18 protein-coding genes and 1 riboswitch are annotated in these 21,496 nt (G+C 73.3%); of the genes, 10 read left to right on the forward strand and 8 right to left on the reverse strand.

Features of this window, described 5'->3' with window-relative positions; genetic code table 11:
• Positions 1-58 precede the first annotated feature (58 nt).
• Positions 59-892 (forward strand): DUF5995 family protein, encoded by an 834-nt coding sequence (locus tag ABZW30_RS02775; RefSeq protein WP_355669226.1) that lies wholly within the window; start codon positions 59-61, stop codon positions 890-892.
• Here ABZW30_RS02775 and ABZW30_RS02780 read toward each other — a convergent pair.
• Positions 853-2,292, reverse strand: a complete 1,440-nt coding sequence (locus ABZW30_RS02780) for a GuaB1 family IMP dehydrogenase-related protein (protein ID WP_355669227.1) — start codon at positions 2,290-2,292, stop codon at positions 853-855. The two genes, ABZW30_RS02775 and ABZW30_RS02780, sit on opposite strands and share 40 nt — an antisense overlap.
• A gap of 363 nt (positions 2,293-2,655) precedes the next feature.
• On the opposite strand from ABZW30_RS02780, the gene ABZW30_RS02785 reads away from it, so the two are divergent.
• A complete protein-coding gene (locus ABZW30_RS02785) occupies positions 2,656-4,107 on the forward strand; it encodes an SDR family NAD(P)-dependent oxidoreductase (protein WP_355669376.1) in 1,452 nt (483 codons plus the stop codon).
• 21 nt (positions 4,108-4,128) lie between these two features.
• A complete protein-coding gene (locus ABZW30_RS02790; RefSeq protein ID WP_355669228.1) occupies positions 4,129-4,593 on the forward strand; it encodes an NUDIX domain-containing protein in 465 nt (154 codons plus the stop codon).
• A 63-nt stretch (positions 4,594-4,656) separates the two neighbouring features.
• On the opposite strand, the gene ABZW30_RS02795 is transcribed toward ABZW30_RS02790, so the two are convergent.
• The 3 genes from ABZW30_RS02795 to ABZW30_RS02805 are packed head-to-tail and all read right to left on the reverse strand — an operon-like array spanning position 4,657 to position 8,095.
• Positions 4,657-6,891 (reverse strand): FtsX-like permease family protein, encoded by a 2,235-nt coding sequence (locus ABZW30_RS02795; RefSeq protein WP_355669229.1) that lies wholly within the window; start codon positions 6,889-6,891, stop codon positions 4,657-4,659.
• A complete protein-coding gene (locus ABZW30_RS02800; protein ID WP_355669230.1) occupies positions 6,888-7,574 on the reverse strand; it encodes an ABC transporter ATP-binding protein in 687 nt (228 codons plus the stop codon). The genes ABZW30_RS02795 and ABZW30_RS02800 overlap by 4 nt, the downstream gene beginning before the upstream one ends.
• Entirely contained in the window at positions 7,571-8,095 is a 525-nt protein-coding gene (locus tag ABZW30_RS02805) for a PadR family transcriptional regulator (protein WP_355669231.1), read from the reverse strand. The genes ABZW30_RS02800 and ABZW30_RS02805 overlap by 4 nt, the downstream gene beginning before the upstream one ends.
• Before the next feature lie 373 nt (positions 8,096-8,468).
• On the opposite strand from ABZW30_RS02805, the gene ABZW30_RS02810 reads away from it, so the two are divergent.
• Complete coding sequence (locus ABZW30_RS02810) at positions 8,469-9,125, forward strand: hypothetical protein (RefSeq protein WP_355669232.1); 657 nt, start codon at positions 8,469-8,471, stop codon at positions 9,123-9,125.
• 61 nt (positions 9,126-9,186) lie between these two features.
• Here the strand turns inward: ABZW30_RS02810 and ABZW30_RS02815 are convergent, their stop codons facing one another.
• The 4 genes from ABZW30_RS02815 to ABZW30_RS02830 all read right to left on the reverse strand — a co-directional run bounded on the left by ABZW30_RS02815 (position 9,187) and on the right by ABZW30_RS02830 (position 14,045).
• Positions 9,187-9,864, reverse strand: a complete 678-nt coding sequence (locus ABZW30_RS02815) for a YoaK family protein (protein ID WP_355669233.1) — start codon at positions 9,862-9,864, stop codon at positions 9,187-9,189.
• Entirely contained in the window at positions 9,858-11,399 is a 1,542-nt protein-coding gene (gene tnpB, locus ABZW30_RS02820; protein WP_355669234.1) for an IS607 family element RNA-guided endonuclease TnpB, read from the reverse strand. The genes ABZW30_RS02815 and tnpB overlap by 7 nt, the downstream gene beginning before the upstream one ends.
• 152 nt (positions 11,400-11,551) lie before the next feature.
• Positions 11,552-12,286, reverse strand: a complete 735-nt coding sequence (locus tag ABZW30_RS02825) for an MgtC/SapB family protein (RefSeq protein ID WP_355669235.1) — start codon at positions 12,284-12,286, stop codon at positions 11,552-11,554.
• 103 nt (positions 12,287-12,389) lie between these two features.
• A complete protein-coding gene (locus tag ABZW30_RS02830) occupies positions 12,390-14,045 on the reverse strand; it encodes an NRAMP family divalent metal transporter (protein ID WP_355669377.1) in 1,656 nt (551 codons plus the stop codon).
• Between the two features lie 390 nt (positions 14,046-14,435).
• A riboswitch (M-box (ykoK) riboswitch) is annotated at positions 14,436-14,612 on the reverse strand.
• A gap of 166 nt (positions 14,613-14,778) precedes the next feature.
• Between ABZW30_RS02830 and ABZW30_RS02835 the strand changes: the two genes are divergently transcribed.
• The 6 genes from ABZW30_RS02835 to ABZW30_RS02860 all read left to right on the forward strand — a co-directional run bounded on the left by ABZW30_RS02835 (position 14,779) and on the right by ABZW30_RS02860 (position 21,493).
• Entirely contained in the window at positions 14,779-15,549 is a 771-nt protein-coding gene (locus ABZW30_RS02835; RefSeq protein ID WP_355669236.1) for an ABC transporter ATP-binding protein, read from the forward strand.
• Positions 15,546-18,284 (forward strand): FtsX-like permease family protein, encoded by a 2,739-nt coding sequence (locus ABZW30_RS02840; protein ID WP_355669237.1) that lies wholly within the window; start codon positions 15,546-15,548, stop codon positions 18,282-18,284. The genes ABZW30_RS02835 and ABZW30_RS02840 overlap by 4 nt, the downstream gene beginning before the upstream one ends.
• Positions 18,285-18,507: 223 nt before the next feature.
• Positions 18,508-18,879 carry a BlaI/MecI/CopY family transcriptional regulator gene (locus ABZW30_RS02845; RefSeq protein ID WP_355669238.1) on the forward strand — a complete coding sequence of 124 codons (372 nt, stop codon included), beginning with the start codon at positions 18,508-18,510 and terminating at the stop codon, positions 18,877-18,879.
• Positions 18,876-19,760, forward strand: a complete 885-nt coding sequence (locus tag ABZW30_RS02850) for a M48 family metalloprotease (protein ID WP_355669239.1) — start codon at positions 18,876-18,878, stop codon at positions 19,758-19,760. The genes ABZW30_RS02845 and ABZW30_RS02850 overlap by 4 nt, the downstream gene beginning before the upstream one ends.
• Before the next feature lie 108 nt (positions 19,761-19,868).
• Positions 19,869-20,963 carry a YncE family protein gene (locus tag ABZW30_RS02855; protein ID WP_355669240.1) on the forward strand — a complete coding sequence of 365 codons (1,095 nt, stop codon included), beginning with the start codon at positions 19,869-19,871 and terminating at the stop codon, positions 20,961-20,963.
• Positions 20,964-20,977: 14 nt separating this feature from the next.
• A complete protein-coding gene (locus ABZW30_RS02860; RefSeq protein ID WP_355669378.1) occupies positions 20,978-21,493 on the forward strand; it encodes a zinc-binding dehydrogenase in 516 nt (171 codons plus the stop codon).
• Positions 21,494-21,496 lie beyond the last annotated feature (3 nt).

Consider the following 21,496-nt stretch of genomic DNA (forward strand, 5'->3'; position numbering starts at 1 on the left):
GCCGACGACGCTGCCACGATGAGGCGGTCAGCGCACGATCGACATCGGAGGGTGGCCCATGCCCGGTGCGGCAGCGGACGGCACGGCGGACAGCCCGGTGGTCACGGTCGACGGCGTGGTCGGCCGGTTGAGGGGGATCGGGGCGGACCTGCCGCCGGACGATGGCGTGGCGGTGTTCAACCGCGCCTACCTCACCGTCACGGAGGCCGTCCGGGAACGGCTCGGCGGCCCGTACTTCGCCGATCCGGCGGCGGTGGCCGAGCTGGACGTGCTGTTCGCCCGGCGGTACCTGCTGGCCGTGGCCGCCGACGCGGCCGGGCGGGAGCCGCCCGCCTGCTGGCGGCCGCTGTTCGCGCTGCGCGCCCACCCGGGTGTGCACCCGCTGCAGTTCGCGCTGGCCGGGATGAACGCCCACATCCAGCACGACCTGCCGCTGGCCGTCGTCGACACCTGCCACCGGCTGGGCTGCGAGCCGGACGACGTCGAGGACGACTACCACCGGGTCAACGGCGTGCTGGCGGAGGTGGAGGCCGCCGTCCGGGAGCGGCTGCTGCCCGAGCCCGACCTGCCGGCACGGGTCGAGCCGCTCGCCCACCTGCTCGGCGCCTGGTCGGTGGACGCCGCGCGCGAGGCGGCCTGGTCGGCCGTCCGGACGCTGTGGGAGCTGCGCCGGGCGCCGGGTGCCGCGCACACCTTCGCCGCCGCGCTGGACGGCTCGGTCGGGCTGCTCGGCCACGCGCTGCTGCTCCCCCTCGGCCCGCACCACGAAACGCTGCACCACGGACCGTCGACGGCCGCCGGCCGGCTCCCCGAGGCGAGGAACCGGCCGGACCGCGGGACGGACGCGGGCGATCAGGCCCAGCTGGAGTGCAGCGGCTTGCCCTCGGCGTAGCCGGCCGCGCTCTGGACGCCCACGATCGCCTTCTCGTGGAACTCCTCCAGCGTGTTGGCGCCCGCGTAGGTGCAGGAGCTGCGCACGCCGGCCACGATCGAGTCGATCAGGTCCTCCACTCCCGGGCGGGCCGGGTCGAGGAACATCCGGGAGTGCGAGATGCCCTCCTCGAACAACGCCTTGCGGGCCCGGTCGTAGGTGGAGTCCTGGGCGGTGCGGTTGCTCACGGCGCGGGCCGAGGCCATGCCGAAGCTCTCCTTGTACTGGCGGCCGTCGGCCGCGGTCTGCAGATCGCCCGGAGACTCGTAGGTCCCGGCGAACCAGGAGCCGATCATCACGTTGGAGGCACCGGCGGCCAGCGCCATGGCGACATCGCGCGGGTGGCGCACGCCGCCGTCGGCCCAGACGTGCTTGCCGAGCCGGCGGGCCTGCGCGGCGCACTCCAGGACGGCGGAGAACTGCGGGCGGCCCACGCCGGTCATCATCCGGGTGGTGCACATGGCGCCCGGTCCGACGCCGACCTTGAGGATGTCGGCGCCCGCCTCGACCAGGTCGCGGACACCGGCGGCGGAGACCACGTTGCCGGCCACGATCGGGATCCGCGGGTCCAGGCCGCGCACCGCGCGCAGCGCGTTGATCATGCTCTCCTGGTGGCCGTGCGCGGTGTCGACCACCAGCACGTCGGCCCCGGCGTCGATCAGCGCCTTGGCCTTGCCCGCGACGTCGCCGTTGATGCCTACGGTGGCGGCGATCCGCAGCTTGCCGTCGGCGTCCACGGCCGGGGTGTACAGGGTGGCGCGCAGCGCGCCCTTGCGGGTGAGGATGCCGACCAGGCGGCCCTCGGCGTCGACCACCGGGGCGAGCTTGCGGTGCGCCTCGGAGAGCTTGTCGAAGGCGGCGCGCGGGTCGATGCCCTCGTCCAGCAGCAGCAGCTCGCGGGACATGATGTCGGCCAGGCTGGTGAAGCGGTCCACGCCCTGGCAGTCGGACTCGGTGACCACGCCGACCGGCTTGCCGTCCTCGACCACCACGAGGGCGCCGTGCGCGCGCTTGGGCAGCAGCGAGAGCGCCTCGGCGACGGTGGCACCGGGAGTGAGGGTGATCGGGGTGTCGACCACCAGGTGGCGCTGCTTGACCCAGGAGACGACCTCGGCGATCACCTCGGTGGGGATGTCCTGCGGGATGGCGACCAGGCCGCCGCGGCGGGCGACGGTCTCGGCCATCCGGCGGCCGGCGATGGCGGTCATGTTGGCGACGACCAGCGGGATGGTGGTGCCGGTGCCGTCGTTCGAGGAGAGGTCGACGCCCTGCCGGGAGCCCACGGCGGAACGGCTGGGGACCATGAAGACGTCGTCGTACGTCAGGTCGTACGAGGGCTTGAGGTCGTTCAGGAAACGCATGGAATGGGCTCTCTGGCTGGGAGAAATTACACCTCGGGTGCGGTTGCGGCGATGCCGCCGGGGCGCACTCGGGCGCCCGGCACCCAGCGTTCGATTCTCCGGCAGGGTGGGGGCAAATGCCAGTTCGGGGAACATTGCTGGTGCTGTACACAAACCGTGATCAATGCTCCGCGCGTAGACATGGACGATCCTCCAAGCGCCCGCCCCCACGTCGGCTTTTCGCGCCGGCGCGGACCGCTCCCGTAGCATTCACGCGGTAACGGCGAGGCGAGTGGGAAAGCGGCAGCGGGCGTGAGCATCGAGCAGAAGGACGTCGAGCAGCACGGCGTCGGTCAGGACCAGGGCGAGGGCACCGAGGAGGAGATCGACTACGGTCCCGGCCTCGACCCCGAGCGGCTGAGGCTGTGCCTGGAGGTGCTCGCCGAGCTGGACGAGCTGCACGTCGACCACCCGGACGCGATCACCGTCCGCCAGGCCGTCGGCGGCATATTCCGGACCCTCAAGCAGCGCCGCCGCCAGGAGACCCGGGCCCGCAAGACCGCCAACGACCGCAAGGTCACCGCCCGGACCGCCACCGGCGCACCCACCCGGATCGACGACGAGACGGCCGGCGCCTTCGGCCTGACCACCGTCACCACCACCGAGATCGCCGGCATCCTGGAGCGGCCGCGCTCCTGCTACATCTGCAAGGGCCGGTACGTCGAGGTCGACGCGTTCTACCACAACCTGTGCCAGCGGTGCGCGGCCGTGAACCGGTCCCGCCGGGACGCCCGGGCCGACCTCACCGGCAAGCGCGCGCTGCTGACCGGCGGCCGGGCCAAGATCGGGATGTACATCGCGCTGATGCTGCTGCGCGACGGCGCCCACACCACCATCACCACCCGCTTCCCCAACGACGCGATCCGCCGCTTCACGGCGATGCCGGACAGCGCCGAGTGGATCCACCGCCTCAAGATCATCGGCATCGACCTGCGTGACCCGGCCCAGGTGATGGCGCTGGCCGACGAGGTCGCCGCCGACGGCCCGCTGGACATCCTGATCAACAACGCCGCGCAGACCGTCCGTCGACCGCCGGAGTCCTACCGCGAGCTGGTCAACGCCGAGTCCGCCCCGCTGCCGGCCGGTGAGCTGCCGCAGGCCACCACCATCGGCCGCTTCAACAGCGGCAGTGTCGACCTGCCCGCGCTCCCCCACCAGGCGAACGGCGACGACCGGCGGATGGCCGCCGAGGACGTCACCTCGCTCGCGCTCGTCACCGGCTCCGCCACGCCCGCCCGGATCGAGGCGGGAACGGCGATCGACGCCGGCGGCCTGGTGCCCGACCTCGCGCCCACCAACAGCTGGGTGCAGACCGTCAGCGAGGTCGGCCCGGTCGAGCTGCTGGAGGTCCAGCTCTGCAACTCCACCGCGCCGTTCATCCTGATCAGCCGGCTGCGCCCGGCGATGACCGCCTCCGCGTCCCGCCGCAAGTACGTGGTCAACGTCTCCGCGATGGAGGGCGTGTTCCAGCGCGGCTACAAGGGCGCCGGCCACCCCCACACCAACATGGCCAAGGCCGCGCTCAACATGCTCACCCGCACCAGCGCGGAGGAGATGTTCCAGGCCGACGGCATCCTGATGACCGCCGTCGACACCGGCTGGATCACCGACGAGCGACCGCACCCGGACAAGATGCGCCTCGCCGACGAGGGCTTCCACGCCCCGCTGGACCTCGTCGACGGCGCGGCCCGGGTGTACGACCCGATCGTGCGCGGCGAGGCGGGCGAGGACCTGTACGGCTGCTTCCTCAAGGACTACGAGCGCGCCAACTGGTAACCAGCTGAAGGAGACGGCGAGTTGAGCACAGCACCGATCGCACCACTGCTCGGCGCCGGGATCATCGTGCCCACCGGGGACGGCCGGGTGCTGATCGGCCGCCGCACCACGGCCGGCGAGCCGCCCACCTGGAGCCTGCCCGGCGGCAAGGTCGACCTCGGCGAGTCCTTCGAGCGGACCGCGGCCCGCGAACTCGCCGAGGAGACCGGCATCGTGCTGCCGGCGGCCGCGATGCGGGTGCTCGCCGTGCACCTGGACCACGAGCTCGGCCGGCCCCGGCTGACCGCCGCCGTGCTGGCGCCGCCGAGCCTGGCCGAGGCCGTGGTCACCGAGCCGCACGCCTGCGCCGGCTGGGAACGCTTCGCGGTGGACGAGCTGCCGGAGCCGATGTTCTACCCGTCGGCGCTGGTGCTCGGCAGCTGGCTTCCCGGGCTGGACGACGTCCGCCGGGACGGGACGCACGGCTACACCGTCGCCCGCCGCTGACGCACGGCCGCCCCGACTCCTGCCCGTCGGCAGGCGTCGGGGCGGCCGACTCGGCCGCGGCGATCAGCCGTTGCGGGCCGCCTCCGGCCCCGTGATCCGCTTCAGCAGCGGCAGCGTCGAGGCGATGATCCCGAGCGAGGCGGCCAGGCCGAAGCCCGTCAGCCCGTAGTACGGCGCGCCCGGCGACGCCAGGTCGAAGTTCATCTGCGCTTTGAGGAACATCGCCGCCGCGGCGAAGCCCGTCCCGATCGCGACCGCCGACACCACCAACAGCGGCAGCGCGCTCTCCAGCCCGAGCACCCGCTGCAAGAGCCGCAGCGGCGCCCCGGTCAGCCGCAGCATCGCGAACGGGCGGCGGCGATCGGAGAGTCCGGCCACCACGCTCACCGCGAGGCTGCACCCCGCGATCGGCAGGGTGGCCAGCAGGACGACGTTCGCCAGCTGACGCCAGCCCTGGAGCTTCTTCTGCCCCTCGGAGCTCCAGTCCTCGGCCATCCGGACCGAGTAGTTCGGGAACTCCTTCATGAAGAGGGTCCGCAGCTGCTCCTGGGCCGTCTTGGAGCCGTCGGTGGTCGCGTAGATGATCCGCACCGGGAGGGTGGTGACCTCATCGGCGGAGATCGGCGCCGCCGGCCATTCCTTCTCCCCTTCCGCCTGCAGGTTGAGGAACTGGTTCCGGTCGATCAGCGCGACGGCGGCCCCGGGTGCGCAGTGGCCGACCACCGGGATCTGCGCCAGCTCCGAGCAGCGCACCAGGGGCGGCACGATCCGTTCCCGGCCGTACTGGTACGCGCCGATCCCAGCCGGGTTGTCGTGCACCAGCGCCATCCCCTCGAAGCCGGGGACGGCCCGGGCCCGCGCCACCACGCCGTCGGGCACCGCCGGAAGCCCCAGCCGACTGTCCGGGCCACCCGGCGGGGTGGCCACGACGGCCTTGAGGACCTCCGGAGTGCCGTTGAGCGCGCCCTCGTTGACGTTGATGGTGCCGATGATGCACAGCGTCGCGGTGGTCACGAACAGGGCCAGCACCAGACCGGCGACCGAACGGAAACCGGCCTTCGGGTCGTCCCCCAGCCGGCGCATCGCGATCAGCGTGGCCGGACGGCTGGTCCGCCTGGCCACTCCCCGGGAGGCCGCCATGGTGAGCCACGGTCCGGCGATCACCAGACCGAACATCACCAGCCCGAAGCCCGCCAGGTAGGCCATCGACTGCGCGTCGGTGGTCGCCGGGCGGCGGCCGACGAAGTAGCCGAGCTCGCCGAGACCTACCAGGAGCGGGACCACCCGCCAGGCGCTGGGCGGCTTCGGGGTGACCCTGCGGCTGACCCCGAGCGGCGAGATGGTGACCCGGCGCAGTGCGAACCGAGCGGCGAGCGCGGCCGCCACCGGCACACCCAGGACCACCCCGGCCACCTGCGGCAGACCGACGCTCAGATCGTCGGTGAAGAAGCGGTCGCCGGTGAACGGCACATCCGCCATCAGGGGTTTCAACGCGGCGTACACGCCGAGGCCCAGAACCGTACCCGCCACCGCGGCCACCGTGGACTCCACCGCCGACATCAACGACACCTGGCCCGGCGTGGCTCCGACCAGCCGCATCGCGGCGTAACGCTGCTCGCGGGTGGCGGCGGACAGCCGGGTCGCGGTGCCGATGAAGATCAGTACCGGGAAGATCAGCGCCCCGGCCACCACAGTGAGCACCAGGACCAGCGCGTCGCCGTGCACGCCCGAGCCGTAACAGTCGTTGTCGCACTCGACGGGCAGGGCGGTGGCGACACTCGTGACGGTGGTGGCCCTTGGCAGGGCCTTGACCTCCTCCACGGTGCGGCCGATGATCACCGCCAGGGTGTCCGGGGAGGGCAGCGCGTCGTCGCCGAGGGTACCGGCCAGCCGGCCCGGGAAGCGGTCGCCCAACTCGACGGCCGGGACCTCGCGCAGCAGCTTCGCCAGCGCGGGCGAGGCGTAGTACTCGCCCGGGGCGGGCAGCTTGCTCAGCCCGGGCGGCACCGGCGATGTCGCCCCGGTCGGGGCGACATCGGCCTGGAAGACGGACTGCCCCCGGTAGTAGTCCACCCGGGCGCCCCACCAGAGCGGGTCCACCGCGGCGGTGGCGGTCGCGCCCTTGACCCCGGTGTTCATCCAGAACTGCCGCTCGTTGGCCCGGTCGATCGCGTGGAGGCCGGCGAGCGTCGAGAGCAGCAGCCCGACCCCGATCGCGACGGCCGCCGCGATCGTCACCAACCGGGCCAGAGCCGCCCGACCGCCGCTGACGGCCAGTCGGAGCGAGAAGGGGATCACGGGGCCACCGATCCGGCGGAGAGCGTACGGGCCCGGCCGTCGCGGACGATCGCCTCGCGGTCGGCGTAGGCGGCGACCCGCGGTTCGTGGGTGACCAGGATGACGGTGGTGCCCTGTTCCTTGGCCGAGGTGACCATCAGCTCCATCACCTGCTCGCCGGTCAGCGAGTCCAGCGCGCCGGTCGGCTCGTCGGCGAACAGCACCTGCGGACGGGCCACCAGGCCACGGGCCAGGGCCACCCGCTGCGCCTGACCGCCGGACAGTTCGCCGGAGCGGCGCTTCTCCATTCCGTCCAGGCCGAGCCGGGCGAACCACGGCCGGGCCTCGGCCAGCGCCGCGGCACGGCGCACGCCGTTCAGCAGCAGCGGCAGGGCCACGTTCTCCTCCGCCGTCAACTCCGGTACCAGCTGGCCGAACTGGAACACGAAGCCGAACTTGTCCCGGCGCAGGGCGCTGCGCTTGGCCTCCGGCATGCTGTCCACGCGCTGCCCGTTGAACAGCACCTCGCCCGCGTCGGGCACCAGGATGCCGGCCAGGCAGTGCAGTAACGTCGACTTGCCGGAGCCGCTGGGGCCCATGACGGCGAGCACCTCGCCGGCCTGGACGGACAGGCTCGCCCCGCGCAGCGCGGGCGTCTCGCCGAAGGCGAGGGCGATGTCGCGGGCCTCGATCACGGCGGTCACGCGCGCACCTCCGCGGCGAGGGCGTCGAGGCGGGCGACGGTGAGGTCGATCCAGCGCAGGTCGGCCTCCAGGTGGAACAGGCCGTGGTCGGCGAGCAGGGCGTCCACCAGGGCTCCGGTGCGCCGCAGTTCGGTGAGCTCGCGCATCCGGCGCAGGTGGGCGGCGCGCTGGGTGTCCAGGTACTGCTCGGCGTCGCGGCCGAGCATCAGGGCCAGCACCACCTTGGTGAACAGCACGGACTGCAGGTTGGGTTCGGGGGCGATCGGCTCCTGGAGCCAGGTCTCGAACTCGGTCGCCCCGGCGTCGGTGATGACGTAGCGCTTGCGCTCGGGCCCGTCGCCGGGCTCGGCCTCGCCGGCCACCACCTTTCCGTCGCGGGCCAGTCGGCCGAGGGTCGCGTAGACCTGGCCGTACGGAAGGGGCTTGCCGCGGCCGAAGAGGGAGTCGTAGTCGCGCTTGAGGTCGTAGCCGTGGCTCGGCTCGCGCTCCAGCAGCCCGAGGAGGGTCAAGGGAACACTCATGGGCGAGACCATACACCAGGGATATACACCGAGTGTATAGCTGCGAGGAATAAGGCCATGATCTGGCGAAACGTCAATTGGCTGACAGGGCGGACAGGAGGCGGCCCCACGACCGCCCCCTGCTCCGCACCACGGCCCGGAACCCCCACGGTCCCACCGGGCCGGCGCCGCGCTCAGGCACGGGGAGCGCGGCCGGACTCCAGCCTGCCCGGACTGGCGGTGCCCGCCCAGGGCCGAACGTCCCTGGTAGTGGGGTCGATGGGCCACCGGGCGATTTCTCCGCGCGCGCACCGCTCTTGTGCACAGGGGGCCGCCGGGTGGAGATTGGGTGATGAAATCCTGTACGCGCCCGTGTCCTTGAGGAGTGCTCACCGTGGCCAGCACACCCCGCCCCGCCCGGCCCGCGTCGCTCCCGCGGCGAACCGGCCGTCAGCTGCGGCGGGCCTTCGGCGCTCGGCACGAACCACTGGCCCGCCCGCTCGACCGCGCCCGCGCCCGCGTCTGGCTGCTCACGCTCGTCGGTGGGCTGCTGGCCGTCGCCGTCTCCGTGATCGGCTCCCTGCTCCTGTACCGCTCGACGGCGCCACAGGCCGCGGCCGACCGGGTGCGGCTGCACCAGGTGAACGCCGTGGTCGCCGTCCTCCCCGACCACGGCGCGGTCACCGGCAGCCGGTTCGCGGGCGGTTACAGCACCCGGATCGACGTCGAGGCCGCCTGGAACTACCCCATGGGCACCGCGCACACCGGCACCGTCGAGGCCCCGCGCACGGCCGTCGCCGGCGCCCTCGTCCCTATCTGGGTCGACCCCGCGGGCAACGCCACCACTCCCCCGGCCAACCGCGCCGCCCTCGCGGTCTCCGCGGCCTGCACAGGAGCCGGCGCCCTGCTCGCCGTGCTCGCGCTGCTCGCCCTGGCCCTCCGGCTGCGCCTGCGCGTCCTCGACCGCCGCGCCGAAGCCGTCTGGACCGCGAGCTGGGCCCGCCTGGAGCCGCTCTGGAGCGGCCGCGCGGGGCACCGCCGGGAGGATTGACCCAGACGAGCAACGCCCTGGTATCCGCCCGGACGACGAGCGGGCACAGGGGCGTTCCGGGTCAGAGGCGCTCCGTCCAGGCCGGCGCCGGGGTGGGTTTGGCGGCGTGGTGGGTGAGGGCGGCCACCGCGACCAGCAGGACGAGCGCCAGGGCCAGGGCGGTGGGGACGTCGGTGTGGAGGACCAGGAGGGCGCCGACCAGGGCGCCGGCGAACATCCAGACGACGGAGGCGAGACGGCGCAGGCCGGTGCGGTCGGCGGCGAGGGCGGTGATGGTCATGGTGAGCACGGTGGTGGTGAGGTCAGGAACCTTGAGGGAGCGGACCACCGCGTTCTGGCCGCCCATCGCGAAGGCGAGCAGACCGATCAGGGTGTAGCGGGCGGGTTCGGAGCCGTGGCCGATCACGGCCGCCAGGACGGTGCTCACGGCTACGAGCACCGTCTGGGCGACGACGGCGGCGGTCAGCAGGTGGCCGCGGTGCCCGGGCAGGTGCCGGGAGAGGTGGCCGCCGGCCAGAGCGCCGAGCAGGAAGGCGGCGAGGGCGGCCGGTGAGGCGGTGGCGGAGAGGTTCGCCGCGCCGGCCAGGGCGAAGCCGAGGAAGACCACGTTGCCGGTCATGTTGGCGACGAAGACGTGCCCGAGTTCGAGGTAGCTGACCGCGTCCACCACCCCGGTGACCACGGTCAGCACCAGCAGCATCGGCACCAGCGGCCCGTGCTTGGGGTCGGGTTTCAGCATCGGGCCTCCCGGCGGCCTCGTGACGGTCCTTCCGTTCTACTCCGTTGCTGATTCCTTAGTCGGATATCAGCGATCCGGGCATGACGGCCCGGAAGGTCCGTCACGGTGTCACCAGAGCGCGAGTTGCGCTTCGGCGTCCTGAGTACGGTCTCGCGTTTCCTCCTCGCCCCGCTGGCGGGGAGGGTTGCGCCACCTGCCCGCCCCGCGTCCGCCTTGCGGCGGGTGCGGGTGGCGCGGGTCTTCCGGTCGGCTCCACGCGGTTTCGACGCTCGCGCGTCCGGGTTTCCGGCCACTCCGGTACCCGTGATGCCGGCCGACGCGAGGTCGGCGAGGTTGCGGGCCGCGTTCTCGTCCCGGTCGATGACCAGGCCGCACGCGTCGCAGGTGAACACTCGCACAGGCGGGGGAAGCTTGGCTCTCACGGCCTTGCACGTCGAGCAGGTCTTGCTTGACGGGTACCAGCGGCCCGCGACGATCACGCGGCCACCGGCCCAGTCGGTCTTGTAGGTGATCTGTCGGCGGATCTCGCCGAACCCGGCGTCGGCGATCCCCCGGGCCAGCCGGTGGTTGCGGAGCATCCCGGCGACGTTGAGGTCCTCGACCACGACGGTGCCGTACTCGCCCGTGATGCCGGTGGTGAGCTTGTGCAGGGCGTCGGCGCGCAGGTTGGCCACGCGGTGGTGGATACGGTTCCGTTCGGCGTTCGCCTTCAGCCACCGCTTCGACGGTTCGACGCCCTTCTTGCGGTGCGGTCCCTGGCGGCGGCAGACGCGGCGCGAGGCACGGCGAAGCCGCTTGAGAGCGCTGTCGAGGTGTTTGGGGTTGGGCTCGTACCGGACCTCGCCCAAGCTGTCCGCCATCACCGCCAGACACTTCACGCCCAGGTCCACGCCCACCGCCACATCCGGACGTGCGGCGGCGCGTTCGGTCTTCCTGACCTCGACCTGGAGCGAGACGAACCACCTGCCGCGCTCATACCGCACCGTCGCCGACAGAATGCGGGCGGTGCCGTTCGCGATGCGCCGCTGAAGCTTGCGGGTGTTCTCGTGGGTGCGGATCGTTCCGAGCCGGGGGAGCGTCACATGGCGGCGGTCCGTCTCGACGCGGATGGTGCCGGTGGTGAACCGGCATGCCAGCCGCGACGTGTGCTTCGACTTCCGGCGCGGTATCCCCACGCGTTTGCCCTTACGCTGGCCGCGCTTGGACTCGGCGTAGTTGTCGAACGCGGCGGCGGCGTTCGCCAGCCCGGTCGAGTACGCCTCCTTGGAGTTCTCCTCCCACCAGCCGGCGAACCTCGGGTCGGTCTTCTTGGCCTGGTTGAACTCCTTACGCAAGGCGGGCAGCGACCACGGCCGCCACGGCGTCAACTCGGACTCCGGGATGCCGTAGGACTCCTCGGGCTTACGCTGCCACCACGACGCCCCGACCCACGACACCGCCCAGTTGTAGGCGGCCCGCGCAGCACCGCAGTGCGACCGAAGAGCCACCTCCTGCCCGGAGTTCGGATCCAGCGCGGAACGGTACGCCTGGACCACGAAACCGGGACGCGCCTCGAACCTCCGCACAAGACACCCCCAACCCGAGCCAGACCAGCAACACCCCGGACCATACCGGGCAGCACTGACAATCCGCCGAAACGTCCGAATCGCTGAGACTCGCCCATAGAAACGGCAACAGCGGTCACCCTTCAGGCCAGCGCCGGGCTGCCGGACTCCTCCGAATCCTCGTCCAGGTGCCAGTGCAGGTCCCGTACGCCGGGCTCCAGCGACAGCCGGGTGACGACCTGCTCCAGGGCCGGGGTCACCTGCCCGGTGATCGCCACGGTGGCCCGCAGGTTGGTGGCGTCGCCCTCGTCGGAGCGGCGGGCGCGCAGACCGGTGGGGGCGAGGCCGGAGGCGGCCAGGGCCTGGAGCAGCAGGGCGCGGATGTGGGTCTCGGCCTTGCGGTCGCACTCCAGGTGGACGACGGCCCGGCAGGTGGAGTCCGGGTCGCTGCCGGCCTGCGGGGCCCGGTCGAGCAGTCGGCCGGCCGGGCGCAGCACCAGGTGGACGGCGAGCACGGCGAGGGTGCCGAGGACGGCGAGCTCCAGCTTGCCGGACGCGGCCAGTACCCCGACGGCGGCCGAACACCACAGCGTGGCGGCGGTGTTGAGGCCCCGCACACCGGCGCCGTCGCGCAGGATGACGCCACCGCCGAGGAAGCCGATGCCGGAGACGACGTACGAGGCGACCCGGGTGGGGCTGCCGGTGTCGCCGACCGCCTCGCTGTAGAGCACGAACAGGGTGGCGCCGGCGGCGACCAGGGCGTTGGTGCGCAGGCCGGCCATCCGGGCCCGCCACTGGCGCTCGACGCCGATCAGCGCGCCACAGGCGACGCCGGTGGCGAGCCGGACCAGGAACTCGACGGTGGTCAGGGTGTGCACGACGGCACCTCCTTCGGAGGAAACACGGGGATCACGGGGACATGGGACGGACGGGTGGCGAGCGGCTGCCCACCACCCGTCCGTACGGGACGTGCTCGGTGGCTCAGTGGTTCAGCGCGGTCTGCACGATCTTGACGATGACCATGATCATCGCGATCAGCAGGTAGGCGCGCAGGGCGCCCATGCCGACCTTGCGGGCGGTGGACATCACCGGCTTCTCCAGGGTCTCCAGCGGGGGCATCCGCCAGTTCTCGCGGCCGGTGCGGTCGATCGGCTCCTCCTTCGTGCCCCGGCGCCCGAAGGTGAAGAAGTACCCGGCGACCAGCACGCCCGCCACGCCACAGCCGGCCATGATCCACAGGATCGCGTCCGAGCTGATGTCCGGCCAGACCACGGCGGCGGTCAGGATGAGCGAGAGCGTGACCAGGACGCCGACCACGGCGGCGGTGAAGGCGTTGGTCTTGGGGCCGTTGACCCACGGGCCGAGCACGGCCTTGTCGTTGCACAGCAGCAGCAGGAAGACGGTGGCGGAGGGCAGCAGCACCCCGGCCAGCACCTGGACGAACTGGGTGATCAGGCCCTGGGTGTAGCCGTTGGACAGCAGGGTGATCGCGGCGGCGACCGCCACCAGGCCGGCGTACACCGCGTAGAAGCCCTTGGCGCCCTTGACCCCGCGGTGCAGCGAGTGCTTGATGCCGAAGACGTCGCCGATCGCGTAGGCGGTGGAGAGGGAGACCGCGAAGGCGCCGATGATCGAGGCGTCCAGCAGCGCGATGGCGAACAGCACGCCCGCCAGGTGGCCGGCCTTGTCCTCGATGCCCCTGGCCAGGGCGGCCGCGTCGGAGAACTGGCCGAAGCCGTCGGTGCCCGCGAAGGCCGCCGCCGTGAGGCCGATCAGCGCGGCCGCGCCGACGATGACCACGACGATCCCGATCCACAGGTCGACCTTCTCGTACTTCATGAAACGCGGGGTGATCCGCTTGTCGATGACGTACGACTGCTGGAAGAACAGCTGCCAGGGGGCGACGGTGGTGCCGACGATCGAGATGATGACCATCATGACGGCCGCGAGCTGGCCGGAGCCGCCGGGCAGGGTGGGCGTCACGAAGTCGTGGGCCATCTGCGAGGTCTTGGGGTGGACCATGAAGTAGATCGGCACCAGCAGCAACGAGCCGGCGCACAGGGTGACGGCGACACGCTCGAAGCGCTGGAAGGAGCCGGTGAAGGCCGAGGCGATGATGATCGCCGCCGCCAGGACCACCGAGGCCGCCTTCGGCAACCCCAGGTACCCGGCGGCCAGCGTGACGCCGATGAACTCGGTGACCAGGGTCAGCGCGTTCAGCAGGAACAGGTCGATGACGCTGAACGCGCCCCAGAACTTGCCGAACCGCTCCAGGATGAGGCGGGCGTGGCCGACCCCGGTGACGGCGCCCAGGCGCAGCACCATCTCCTGGTTGACGTACAGCACCGGGACCAGCATCAGCAGCGTCCACAGCAGCTGGGTGCCGTAGTTCTGCCCGGCCTGGCCGTAGGTGGAGAAGGCGCCCGCGTCGTTGTCGCCGACCATCACGATCAGGCCGGGGCCGATGATCGCCAGCAGGGTCTTGAGCCGGGCGGAGAGCCCGCTGCGGGGGGTGGTGTCGTCGAGCCGGATGGTGCCGAGCGCGCCCTTGATGTCGCCCACGTGGGCGTCGTCCAGGACGGCGGAGCGGGTGGCGGCGGAAGCGGCGGGGACCGTGGAAACCTTCGGGTCCAGCATCACGTTGGTCATGGCGGGGCCTCCCTGCCCCCTACCTTGAGGGGGCGTCAGGGGGCACGCAGCAGCGATCCTCCCTGCGGGCGCACGCCGTCGTCTCCGCACGGCGGCGCTGAGCGGCGGCGGCCGTACGGACATGACGATGCGTCAGGCTACTTGGGTCGAGGCGTGGTCGAGTGCCGCGGAGGCACGACCGAGCACCGAACGAAGCGCCGGGTGAACGCGCAGGGAAGGTTGTTACCGCGTGCCGGAGGTGTTCGAGAGCATGCGGGGGTAGGGGCAACTGTGGCCCGGACTAGGGCAGTCCATGTCTCTCGCCTCCTCCCGGCCGGGGGCGCACCGCCTGTGCGCCGCATCACGACACGGCAAGGAGCACACCGGTCGAGATGGACCGGTACACCCCAACTCGTCAGAGCTTTGGCACTCCACGGCGTGTCCAGCCTGTCCGGCCGGAAGCCACTTGGGGTCAACCCTTAAGTCGGGAAGACCTGTCCTGAACCTGGGCGTCTCTCGACGTCGTCGGGTCAGTGGCCTGTGTCCGTGAAGACGCCTCACCGAACGAGGTGCCTTTTCAAACCTCCCCAAGCATAGACCCGCCCGGCCGGCCCCTCTCACCTTTTCGGCCGATCTTCGACACCTTTGTAGAACTTTGACCAAACCCGACCGCTCCATCCTCTCGCGCTCGGCATATATAGTTCACCGACATATGCAGCTGAACAGCTCACGAGGGGGAAGTGTGTCCCACACAGATCCGACCTGGTCCGAGCCCGTCCTGAGACTGGCCGGGGTCTCCCGCGTGCACGGACGCGGCGCCGCTCAGGTGCACGCCCTGCGCGGAATCGACCTGACCGTGCACGCCGGCGAGTTCGTCGCCGTGATGGGGCCGTCCGGCTCCGGGAAGTCGACCCTGCTGACCCTGGCCGGCGGGCTGGACCTGCCCAGCGAGGGCGAGGTGCTGGTCGAGGGCGTCGCACTCGGCGGCCTCAGCCGGGGCAGGCTCGCCGACCTGCGGCGGCGCTCCGTCGGCTACGTCTTCCAGGACTACAACCTGATCCCGGCACTCACCGCCGCCGAGAACATCGCCCTGCCGCGCGAACTCGACGGCGCCCCGGGCCGCACCGCCCGCCGGGAGGCGCTGGCCGCGCTGGAGGAACTGGGCATCGGGGAACTCGCCGACCGCTTCCCCGACGACATGTCCGGCGGCCAGCAACAGCGCGTCGCCATCGCCCGGGCACTGATCGGCGAACGCCGGCTCGTCCTCGCCGACGAGCCGACCGGCGCGCTCGACTCGGCCACCGGCGACGCCGTCCTCGCCGTCCTGCGCGCCCGCTGCGACGCCGGGGCGGCCGCCATGATGGTCACCCACGAGGCCTCGCACGCCGCCTGGGCGGACCGGGTGGTCCACCTGCGAGACGGCGCGGTCGCCTCGGAGACCACCGGACGCCGCTCCGGCGGCTGCCCGGCGGCCGTGCACCGGCCCAACGCGCTTGGCCAGGTGGCACGTTGAGGCTCGGAGCAGCGAAGGTAGCGCTGCGCATCGCCCGGCGCGACGCGGTGCGGGCCAAGGGGCGCAGCGCCCTCATCCTGGCCATGGTCGCACTGCCCGTCCTCGGGGTCACCGGCGCCGACGTGGTCCACCGCAGCGGGCAGCTCACCCCGGCCGAACGGGTCGAGCGGGTGGTCGGCGGGGCGGACGCCCTGGTCACCGGGCTGAACCCCGGCCGGACCGTCGAACAGGCCCCGATCGCCGAGGACGGCGCCTTCGCGGTCGAGCCCAAGCCCGGCCAGCAGCCCACCGCCGAGCAGCAGCGGGCCGCGAGCACCGACCCGGCGGCCCTGGTCAGCTCACTACTGCCGCCCGGCAGCGTGCTCACCCCCGCCCGACCCGGACCGGAGACCGGCGCGACCTCGCCCGAAGGCCTGGTCCGCACCCTCACCACCGAGGCCGACCTCGCCGACCCCGTCTGGCACGGCCGACTGAACGTCGTCGAGGGCCGCGCCCCGAGCGCCCCGCACGAACTGGCCGCCACCCGGGCCTTCCTGGACCACGCCGGGCTCTCGCTCGGCGGCACCACCACCGTCCAGGGGCTGGAGCGGACCACCTTCACCGTCACCGCCGTGGTGGAGCACCCGGACGAGCTCGGCCGGGTCGAACTCGTGGCCCGGCCAGGCGAGTTGCTCGACCCACTGGCCGCCGCGGCGGAGCCCGGCCGGCCCGCCGCCGAGCGCGCCCCGGACGCCCGCAACGCCTGGCTGGTCCACCTGCCGAGCGGAACCAGCCTCGACTGGGCCGCCGTGCAGCAGCTCAACGCGTACGGCTACACCCTGACCGCGCGCTCGGTCGCGCTCGACCCGCCGCCGTACGGGGCCGTCCCCTACTACCGCGACTCCGCCCACTACAGCGACCCGGCCGCGGGCAACAGCACCAAGGTCGTGGTCGCCACCGTCACCGGGATGGCGCTGCTGGAGGTCGCGCTGCTCGCCGGGCCCGCCTTCGCGGTCGGCGCCCGCCGCTCGCGCCGCCAGCTCGCCCTGCTCGGCGCGGCCGGCGGCAGCCGGGCCCACGTCGGCGCGGTGGTGCTCGGCGGCGGACTGGTCCTCGGTGTGACCGGGGCGGCGCTCGGCGTGGCGCTCGGCACCGGGCTGGTCGCCGGGCTGCGGCCGCTCATCGAACGGGTCGGCGGCGCGCGCTTCGGACACTTCGCGCTGCCCCCGCTGGACCTGCTCGCGATCGCCGGGATCGGGCTGCTCACCGCGCTGCTCGCGGCCGCGCTGCCCGCCTGGCAGGCCGCCCGCCGCAGCGTCACCGCCGGGCTCACCGGGCGGGACACCGTCCGGCCGCCCAGCCGGGCGGTCACCCTCCTCGGCGTGGCGCTGATCCTCGGCGGCGGCGCGCTCGCGATGTACGGCGCGGGCGCGGTGCAGCACGGCGGGGCCGTGGTGAGCACCTACGACGCCCGCACGCTCACCGTGCTCGGCGGCTCCGTCACCGCCGAACTCGGCCTGCTCGCCTGCACCCCGGTGCTGGTCGCCGTGGTCGGCCGGGCCGCCAAGCGGCTGCCGCTCGGCCCCCGGCTCGCGCTTCGGGACTCCGCCCGGCACCGCTCGCGCACCGCGCCGGCCGTCGCCGCGGTGATGGCGGCGGTCGCCGGGGCGGTCGCCATCGGGGTGTACAGCACCAGCACCGACGCCGAGAACCGCCGCGACTACCGGCCCCAGGCCCCGTACGGAGCCGTCCAGCTGGTCAGCCACCGGGACGGGGCGGCGGCCGAACAGCTGCGCGCCGAGCTGGAGAAGCAGCTGACCGGGCTCGGCCCGCGCGCCGAACTCGGCCAGCTGATCTACAAGTTCTGTGACAACTGCGCCAGCAATGTCCAGCTCAAGGGCCCGGTGGACTGGCATAGGCTCGCCGAGCCGCCGCACATCGCCACCGGGGACGCCGCCCTGCTGCACAATCTGTTCGACGTCCGGGACCAGGCGGCCGAACAGGCGCTGGCGGCCGGGAAGCTGCTGGTCTTCGACCGGTCGCTGGTCCGCGCCGACGGTAAGGCCGTGCTGCTGCTGCGCGGAGGCGGCGGCCCGGTGCAGCCGGGGCAGGTCCCCAAGCCCGACCTCCAGGAGGTCCCGGTGGACGCCGTGGTGGTCGACAACCCGGGCGCCGCCCGCTTCGCCCAGGGGCTGCTGCCCACCACCGCGCTGGCCGGGCTCGGGCTCGCGGCCCAGCCGACCGGCGCGGTCTGGCGGCCGGCCACCCCGCCGGACCGCAAGGCGCAGCAGCGCGCCGAGGCCGCCGCGATCCGGCTGGACCGATTCGCCCGCCTCGATGTCGAGCGCGGCTACCAGCCGAAGAGCGACGCGCTCACCCTGGCGCTCAGCGGCTTCGCCGGGCTGGTGGTGCTCGGCGCGGCCGGGATCGCCACCGGGCTCGCGGCCGCCGACTCCCGGCAGGACCAGGCGACGCTCGCCGCCGTCGGCGCGCCGCCCCGGATCCGGCGGACCATGGCGGGGCTGCAGTGCGCGCTGATCGCCCTGCTGGGGGCGGTGCTCGGGGCGGCCAACGGCTTCGTCCCGGCGGTGGGGCTGCTGAAGTCCCGGGCGAGCGGACCAGGTGCCCAGCCTCCACTGATCACCGCGCCCTGGGGCGAACTGCTGCTGGTCGTGCTGGTGCTGCCGGTGGTGGCCGGGCTGCTCGCGGCACTGTTCACCCGGTCGCGGGTGCCGCTCGCGCGGCGGCTGTCGTGAGCACGGCCCGGGCTGGAGCGGCTGCGCCGGCACGGCCCGAGCTGGAGCGGTTGCCCTGAGCACGGCCTGAGCACCCGCTGAGCTCCCGCGGAGCGCCACCCGCACGCCACGGGCGCCCGCCCCCACTGCCCGGGGGCGGGCGCCCGGCGCTCGCCGTAGCATGGGCCGCGTTCCAGCGGGCGAAGGGCGCCGGCGGCCGGTGCGGCAAAGGGAGACCACGGCAGTGCTACGGGGGTTCGGCGATCTTGAGGCCGAGATCATGGACCGGCTCTGGTCCTGGGGCCGTCCGGCAACGGTGCGCGAGGTGGTCGACGACCTCCAGCAGCAGCGGCCGGTCGCGTACACCACCGTCACCACCGTCGCCGACATCCTGCACACCAAGGGCTGGCTGCGCCGGGACAAGATCGGCCGCGCCTGGGTGTACGAGCCGACCTGCACCCGCGAGGCGTACACCGCGCAGCTGATGCACCAGGCGCTGGAGACCACCCCGGACCGGGCCGGCGCGCTGCTGCACTTCGTCGACCGGATGAGCGGGGACGAGGCCTCCGCGCTGCTCGCCGCCCTCGAACAGGTCAAGGCCCGGGACGCCGAGTGACCCTTGCCCTGCTCGGCCTCTACCTGGCCGTGACCGGCGTCCTGCTGCCCCGCCGGATGGCCGGCTCCGCCCGGCTCCAGGCCCGTCCGGTCCTGGGCGCGACCCTGTGGCTGGCGCTGATGGCCTCGTTCACCGTCGCCCTGGTGCTCGCGGCGCACCACGCGCTGGAGCCCGCCGCCCACGAACCGGCCGGGCTGCTCGGCCTGCTCCCCCACCTCGAACCGGCCGGGCCGGTGGTGCCGCACACCCACGGCTGGTGGTTGCCGGCCGCCGCCGGGGCGGTGCTCACCGTGGTGCTGACCGCCGTCGGTGCCCGGGCCGGGCGGGCCCGGCAGCGGCACCGGGCGGTGCTGGACGTGGTCGCCGTACGGGACCGGCGCTGGGGCGCGCTGGTGCTGGAGCACGCCCACCCGACCGTCTACTGTCTGCCCGGGCGCCGCTCCCGGGTCGTGCTGTCGCGCGGGGCGCTGCGGCTGCTGGACGAGCGGCAGCTCGCCGCGGCCGTCGCACACGAGCACGGGCACATCCGCGGCCGCCACCACCTGTTCCGGCTGCCCGCCGACACCTTCGCGCTGCTGCTCGGGCCGCTGCCGCTGGCCCGGCTGGGGCGCTCGGAAGTGGCGCTGCTGCTGGAGATGGCGGCGGACGACGCGGCGCTGGCGACGGTGTCGCGGGGCGAACTGGCCTCGGCGCTCTGCGCGTTGGCCGCGTCCGGGACGGCTCCGGGCGGGTCGCTGGGGGCGGCCTCCACCGGGGTGCTGGCCCGGGTCCGCCGACTGGCCCGGCCCGGCAGCCGCGGGCCGCGCCAACTGGCCGGACGGCTCGCCGTGTCGGCGCTGCCGGTGCTGCCGTACCTGCTGGCCTGCGCGCCGCACCCGTAGTGCGCCCCGGCCGGGAGGATTCGTCCACTGACCGACCATCAGAGTTGTCGGTGTGATCGGTTAGCCTGCCCCCGACACCGCATCGTGCGGTGCGCACAAGGGGGATCAATGTCCACGCACACCCGCGCGAAGGCCGTTCGCTGGACCACGGTGATCGCCGCGGCCGCCGTCCTGGCCCTGACCGGCACCGGCGCCGAGGCGGCCGCACCGGTCTCCGGCACGGAGGCCGTCATCACGATCGGCGCCAACCACGCCCAGCCGCTCGTCAGCCCGGACGGCACCAAGGCCTACGTCGTGGTGACCGGCACCGACAACCTCGTCCAGGTCAAGGCGATCGACACCCAGACCGACGCGGTCACCGGCCAGGTGGCCCTGAGTACGAACCAGGTCGACCTCGCCGCCGGGCTCAGCCCGGACGGTGCCCGCCTCTACGTCGCGAACGGGCAGCAGCTGAGCGTGGTGGACACCGCCTCGCTGACCGTGGTCGCCAACACCGCCCTGCCCGACCAGCCGCGCCAGGCCGGCTGGAACCCGGGCACGCTGACCGGCCTCACGGTGAGCCCCGACGGCGGCACCGTCTACGTCGTGCAGAACGGACCGACGGCGTACCGGCAGTACGGGCAGGGCCGGGTGCTGGCGTACTCCACCGCACGGCCGGCCTTCACCGGCTCGGTGCAGGTGCCCGGCAGCTTCACCGGCACGGCCGCGGTCCGGCCGGGTGGCCGGGACCTGTACGTGGGCAGCAGCGGCGGCGTCTTCCACGTCAGCACGGCCGGTGCCACGCCGGCCCTGGTCGGCACCGTCACCGGCACCGCCTCGGCGCTCGACTACTACCCCGTCTTCACCCAGGACGGCACCCGCCTGTTCGCCCTGGCGGGCGGTTCCAACGGCGGCCAGGCCGACCTGATCGACCCCGCCGCCGACACCGTCACCCAGCACCTCGCCCTGGTCAGCGGCTTCGCCGACCTGCACGCCCCGCAGCTCAGCGCGGACGGTACGCGCTTCTACGTCGCCGAGAACGACTACACGACGGGCCCGTCGGTGCTCGCCGTCGACACCGCCACCGGCAACGTCGTCCCGGCCGAAGCGGTGTCCCCCGACGAGGACGGTCTCGACGGCCTGGCCGCCGGCCCGGACGGCCACACCCTCTACGTGACCGGCACCATCGGCACCAGCGGGAAGCTCCAGATCATCGCCAACTGAGCCGGAGTCCCCGGATCAGCGCGACGGGCCCGGCCACCCTCCTCGGAGCGGCCGGGCCCGTCGGCACTTCGCCGGCAACGACAGGAGGGGCGGCTGCGCGGGCAGCCGGCCCGAGCAGCGCCAAGCACGAGCTACTGCGCGGACTGGGCGCGGACGAGCTGGTCGACTACCGCACCCAGGACGTCGCCGAGGCCGTCCGCGAGGTCGACTTCGTCCTCGACCCCGTCGGCGGCGCCGGCTGGTCCCGCTCCCTGCGCTCCCTGCGCCCCGGCGGCACCCTGGTCTCCATCGAACCGCCGACCGACGCCTTCCCCCTCGCCGAGGCCGAGGCCGCCGGCGTCCGCGCCGTCTTCATGCTGGTCGAGCCGGACCAGCAGGGCCTGCGGGAGATCTCCCACCTGGTCGGCTCCGGCCGCCTGCGCGTCCTGGTCGACACCACCCTCCCGCTGGCCCGGGCCGCCGAGGCGCACCGCCTGGGCGAACTGGGCCGCACCACCGGGAAGATCGTCCTGTCGGTGGTCGAGGAGTAGGGG

The sequence above is a fragment of the Kitasatospora sp. NPDC004669 genome (assembly GCF_040609455.1).
Classification (GTDB): domain Bacteria; phylum Actinomycetota; class Actinomycetes; order Streptomycetales; family Streptomycetaceae; genus Kitasatospora.

What these genes read in the sequence shown, in the direction of transcription:
- ABZW30_RS02815 (WP_355669233.1), bottom strand. Translation starts at nt 9,864, where the DNA reads ATGCTGAAACCCGACCCCAAGCACGGGCCGCTGGTGCCGATGCTGCTG.
- ABZW30_RS02855 (WP_355669240.1), top strand. Translation starts at nt 19,869, where the DNA reads ATGTCCACGCACACCCGCGCGAAGGCCGTTCGCTGGACCACGGTGATC.
- ABZW30_RS02805 (WP_355669231.1), bottom strand. Translation starts at nt 8,095, where the DNA reads ATGAGTGTTCCCTTGACCCTCCTCGGGCTGCTGGAGCGCGAGCCGAGC.
- ABZW30_RS02830 (WP_355669377.1), bottom strand. Translation starts at nt 14,045, where the DNA reads ATGCTGGACCCGAAGGTTTCCACGGTCCCCGCCGCTTCCGCCGCCACC.
- ABZW30_RS02780 (WP_355669227.1), bottom strand. Translation starts at nt 2,292, where the DNA reads ATGCGTTTCCTGAACGACCTCAAGCCCTCGTACGACCTGACGTACGAC.
- ABZW30_RS02775 (WP_355669226.1), top strand. Translation starts at nt 59, where the DNA reads ATGCCCGGTGCGGCAGCGGACGGCACGGCGGACAGCCCGGTGGTCACG.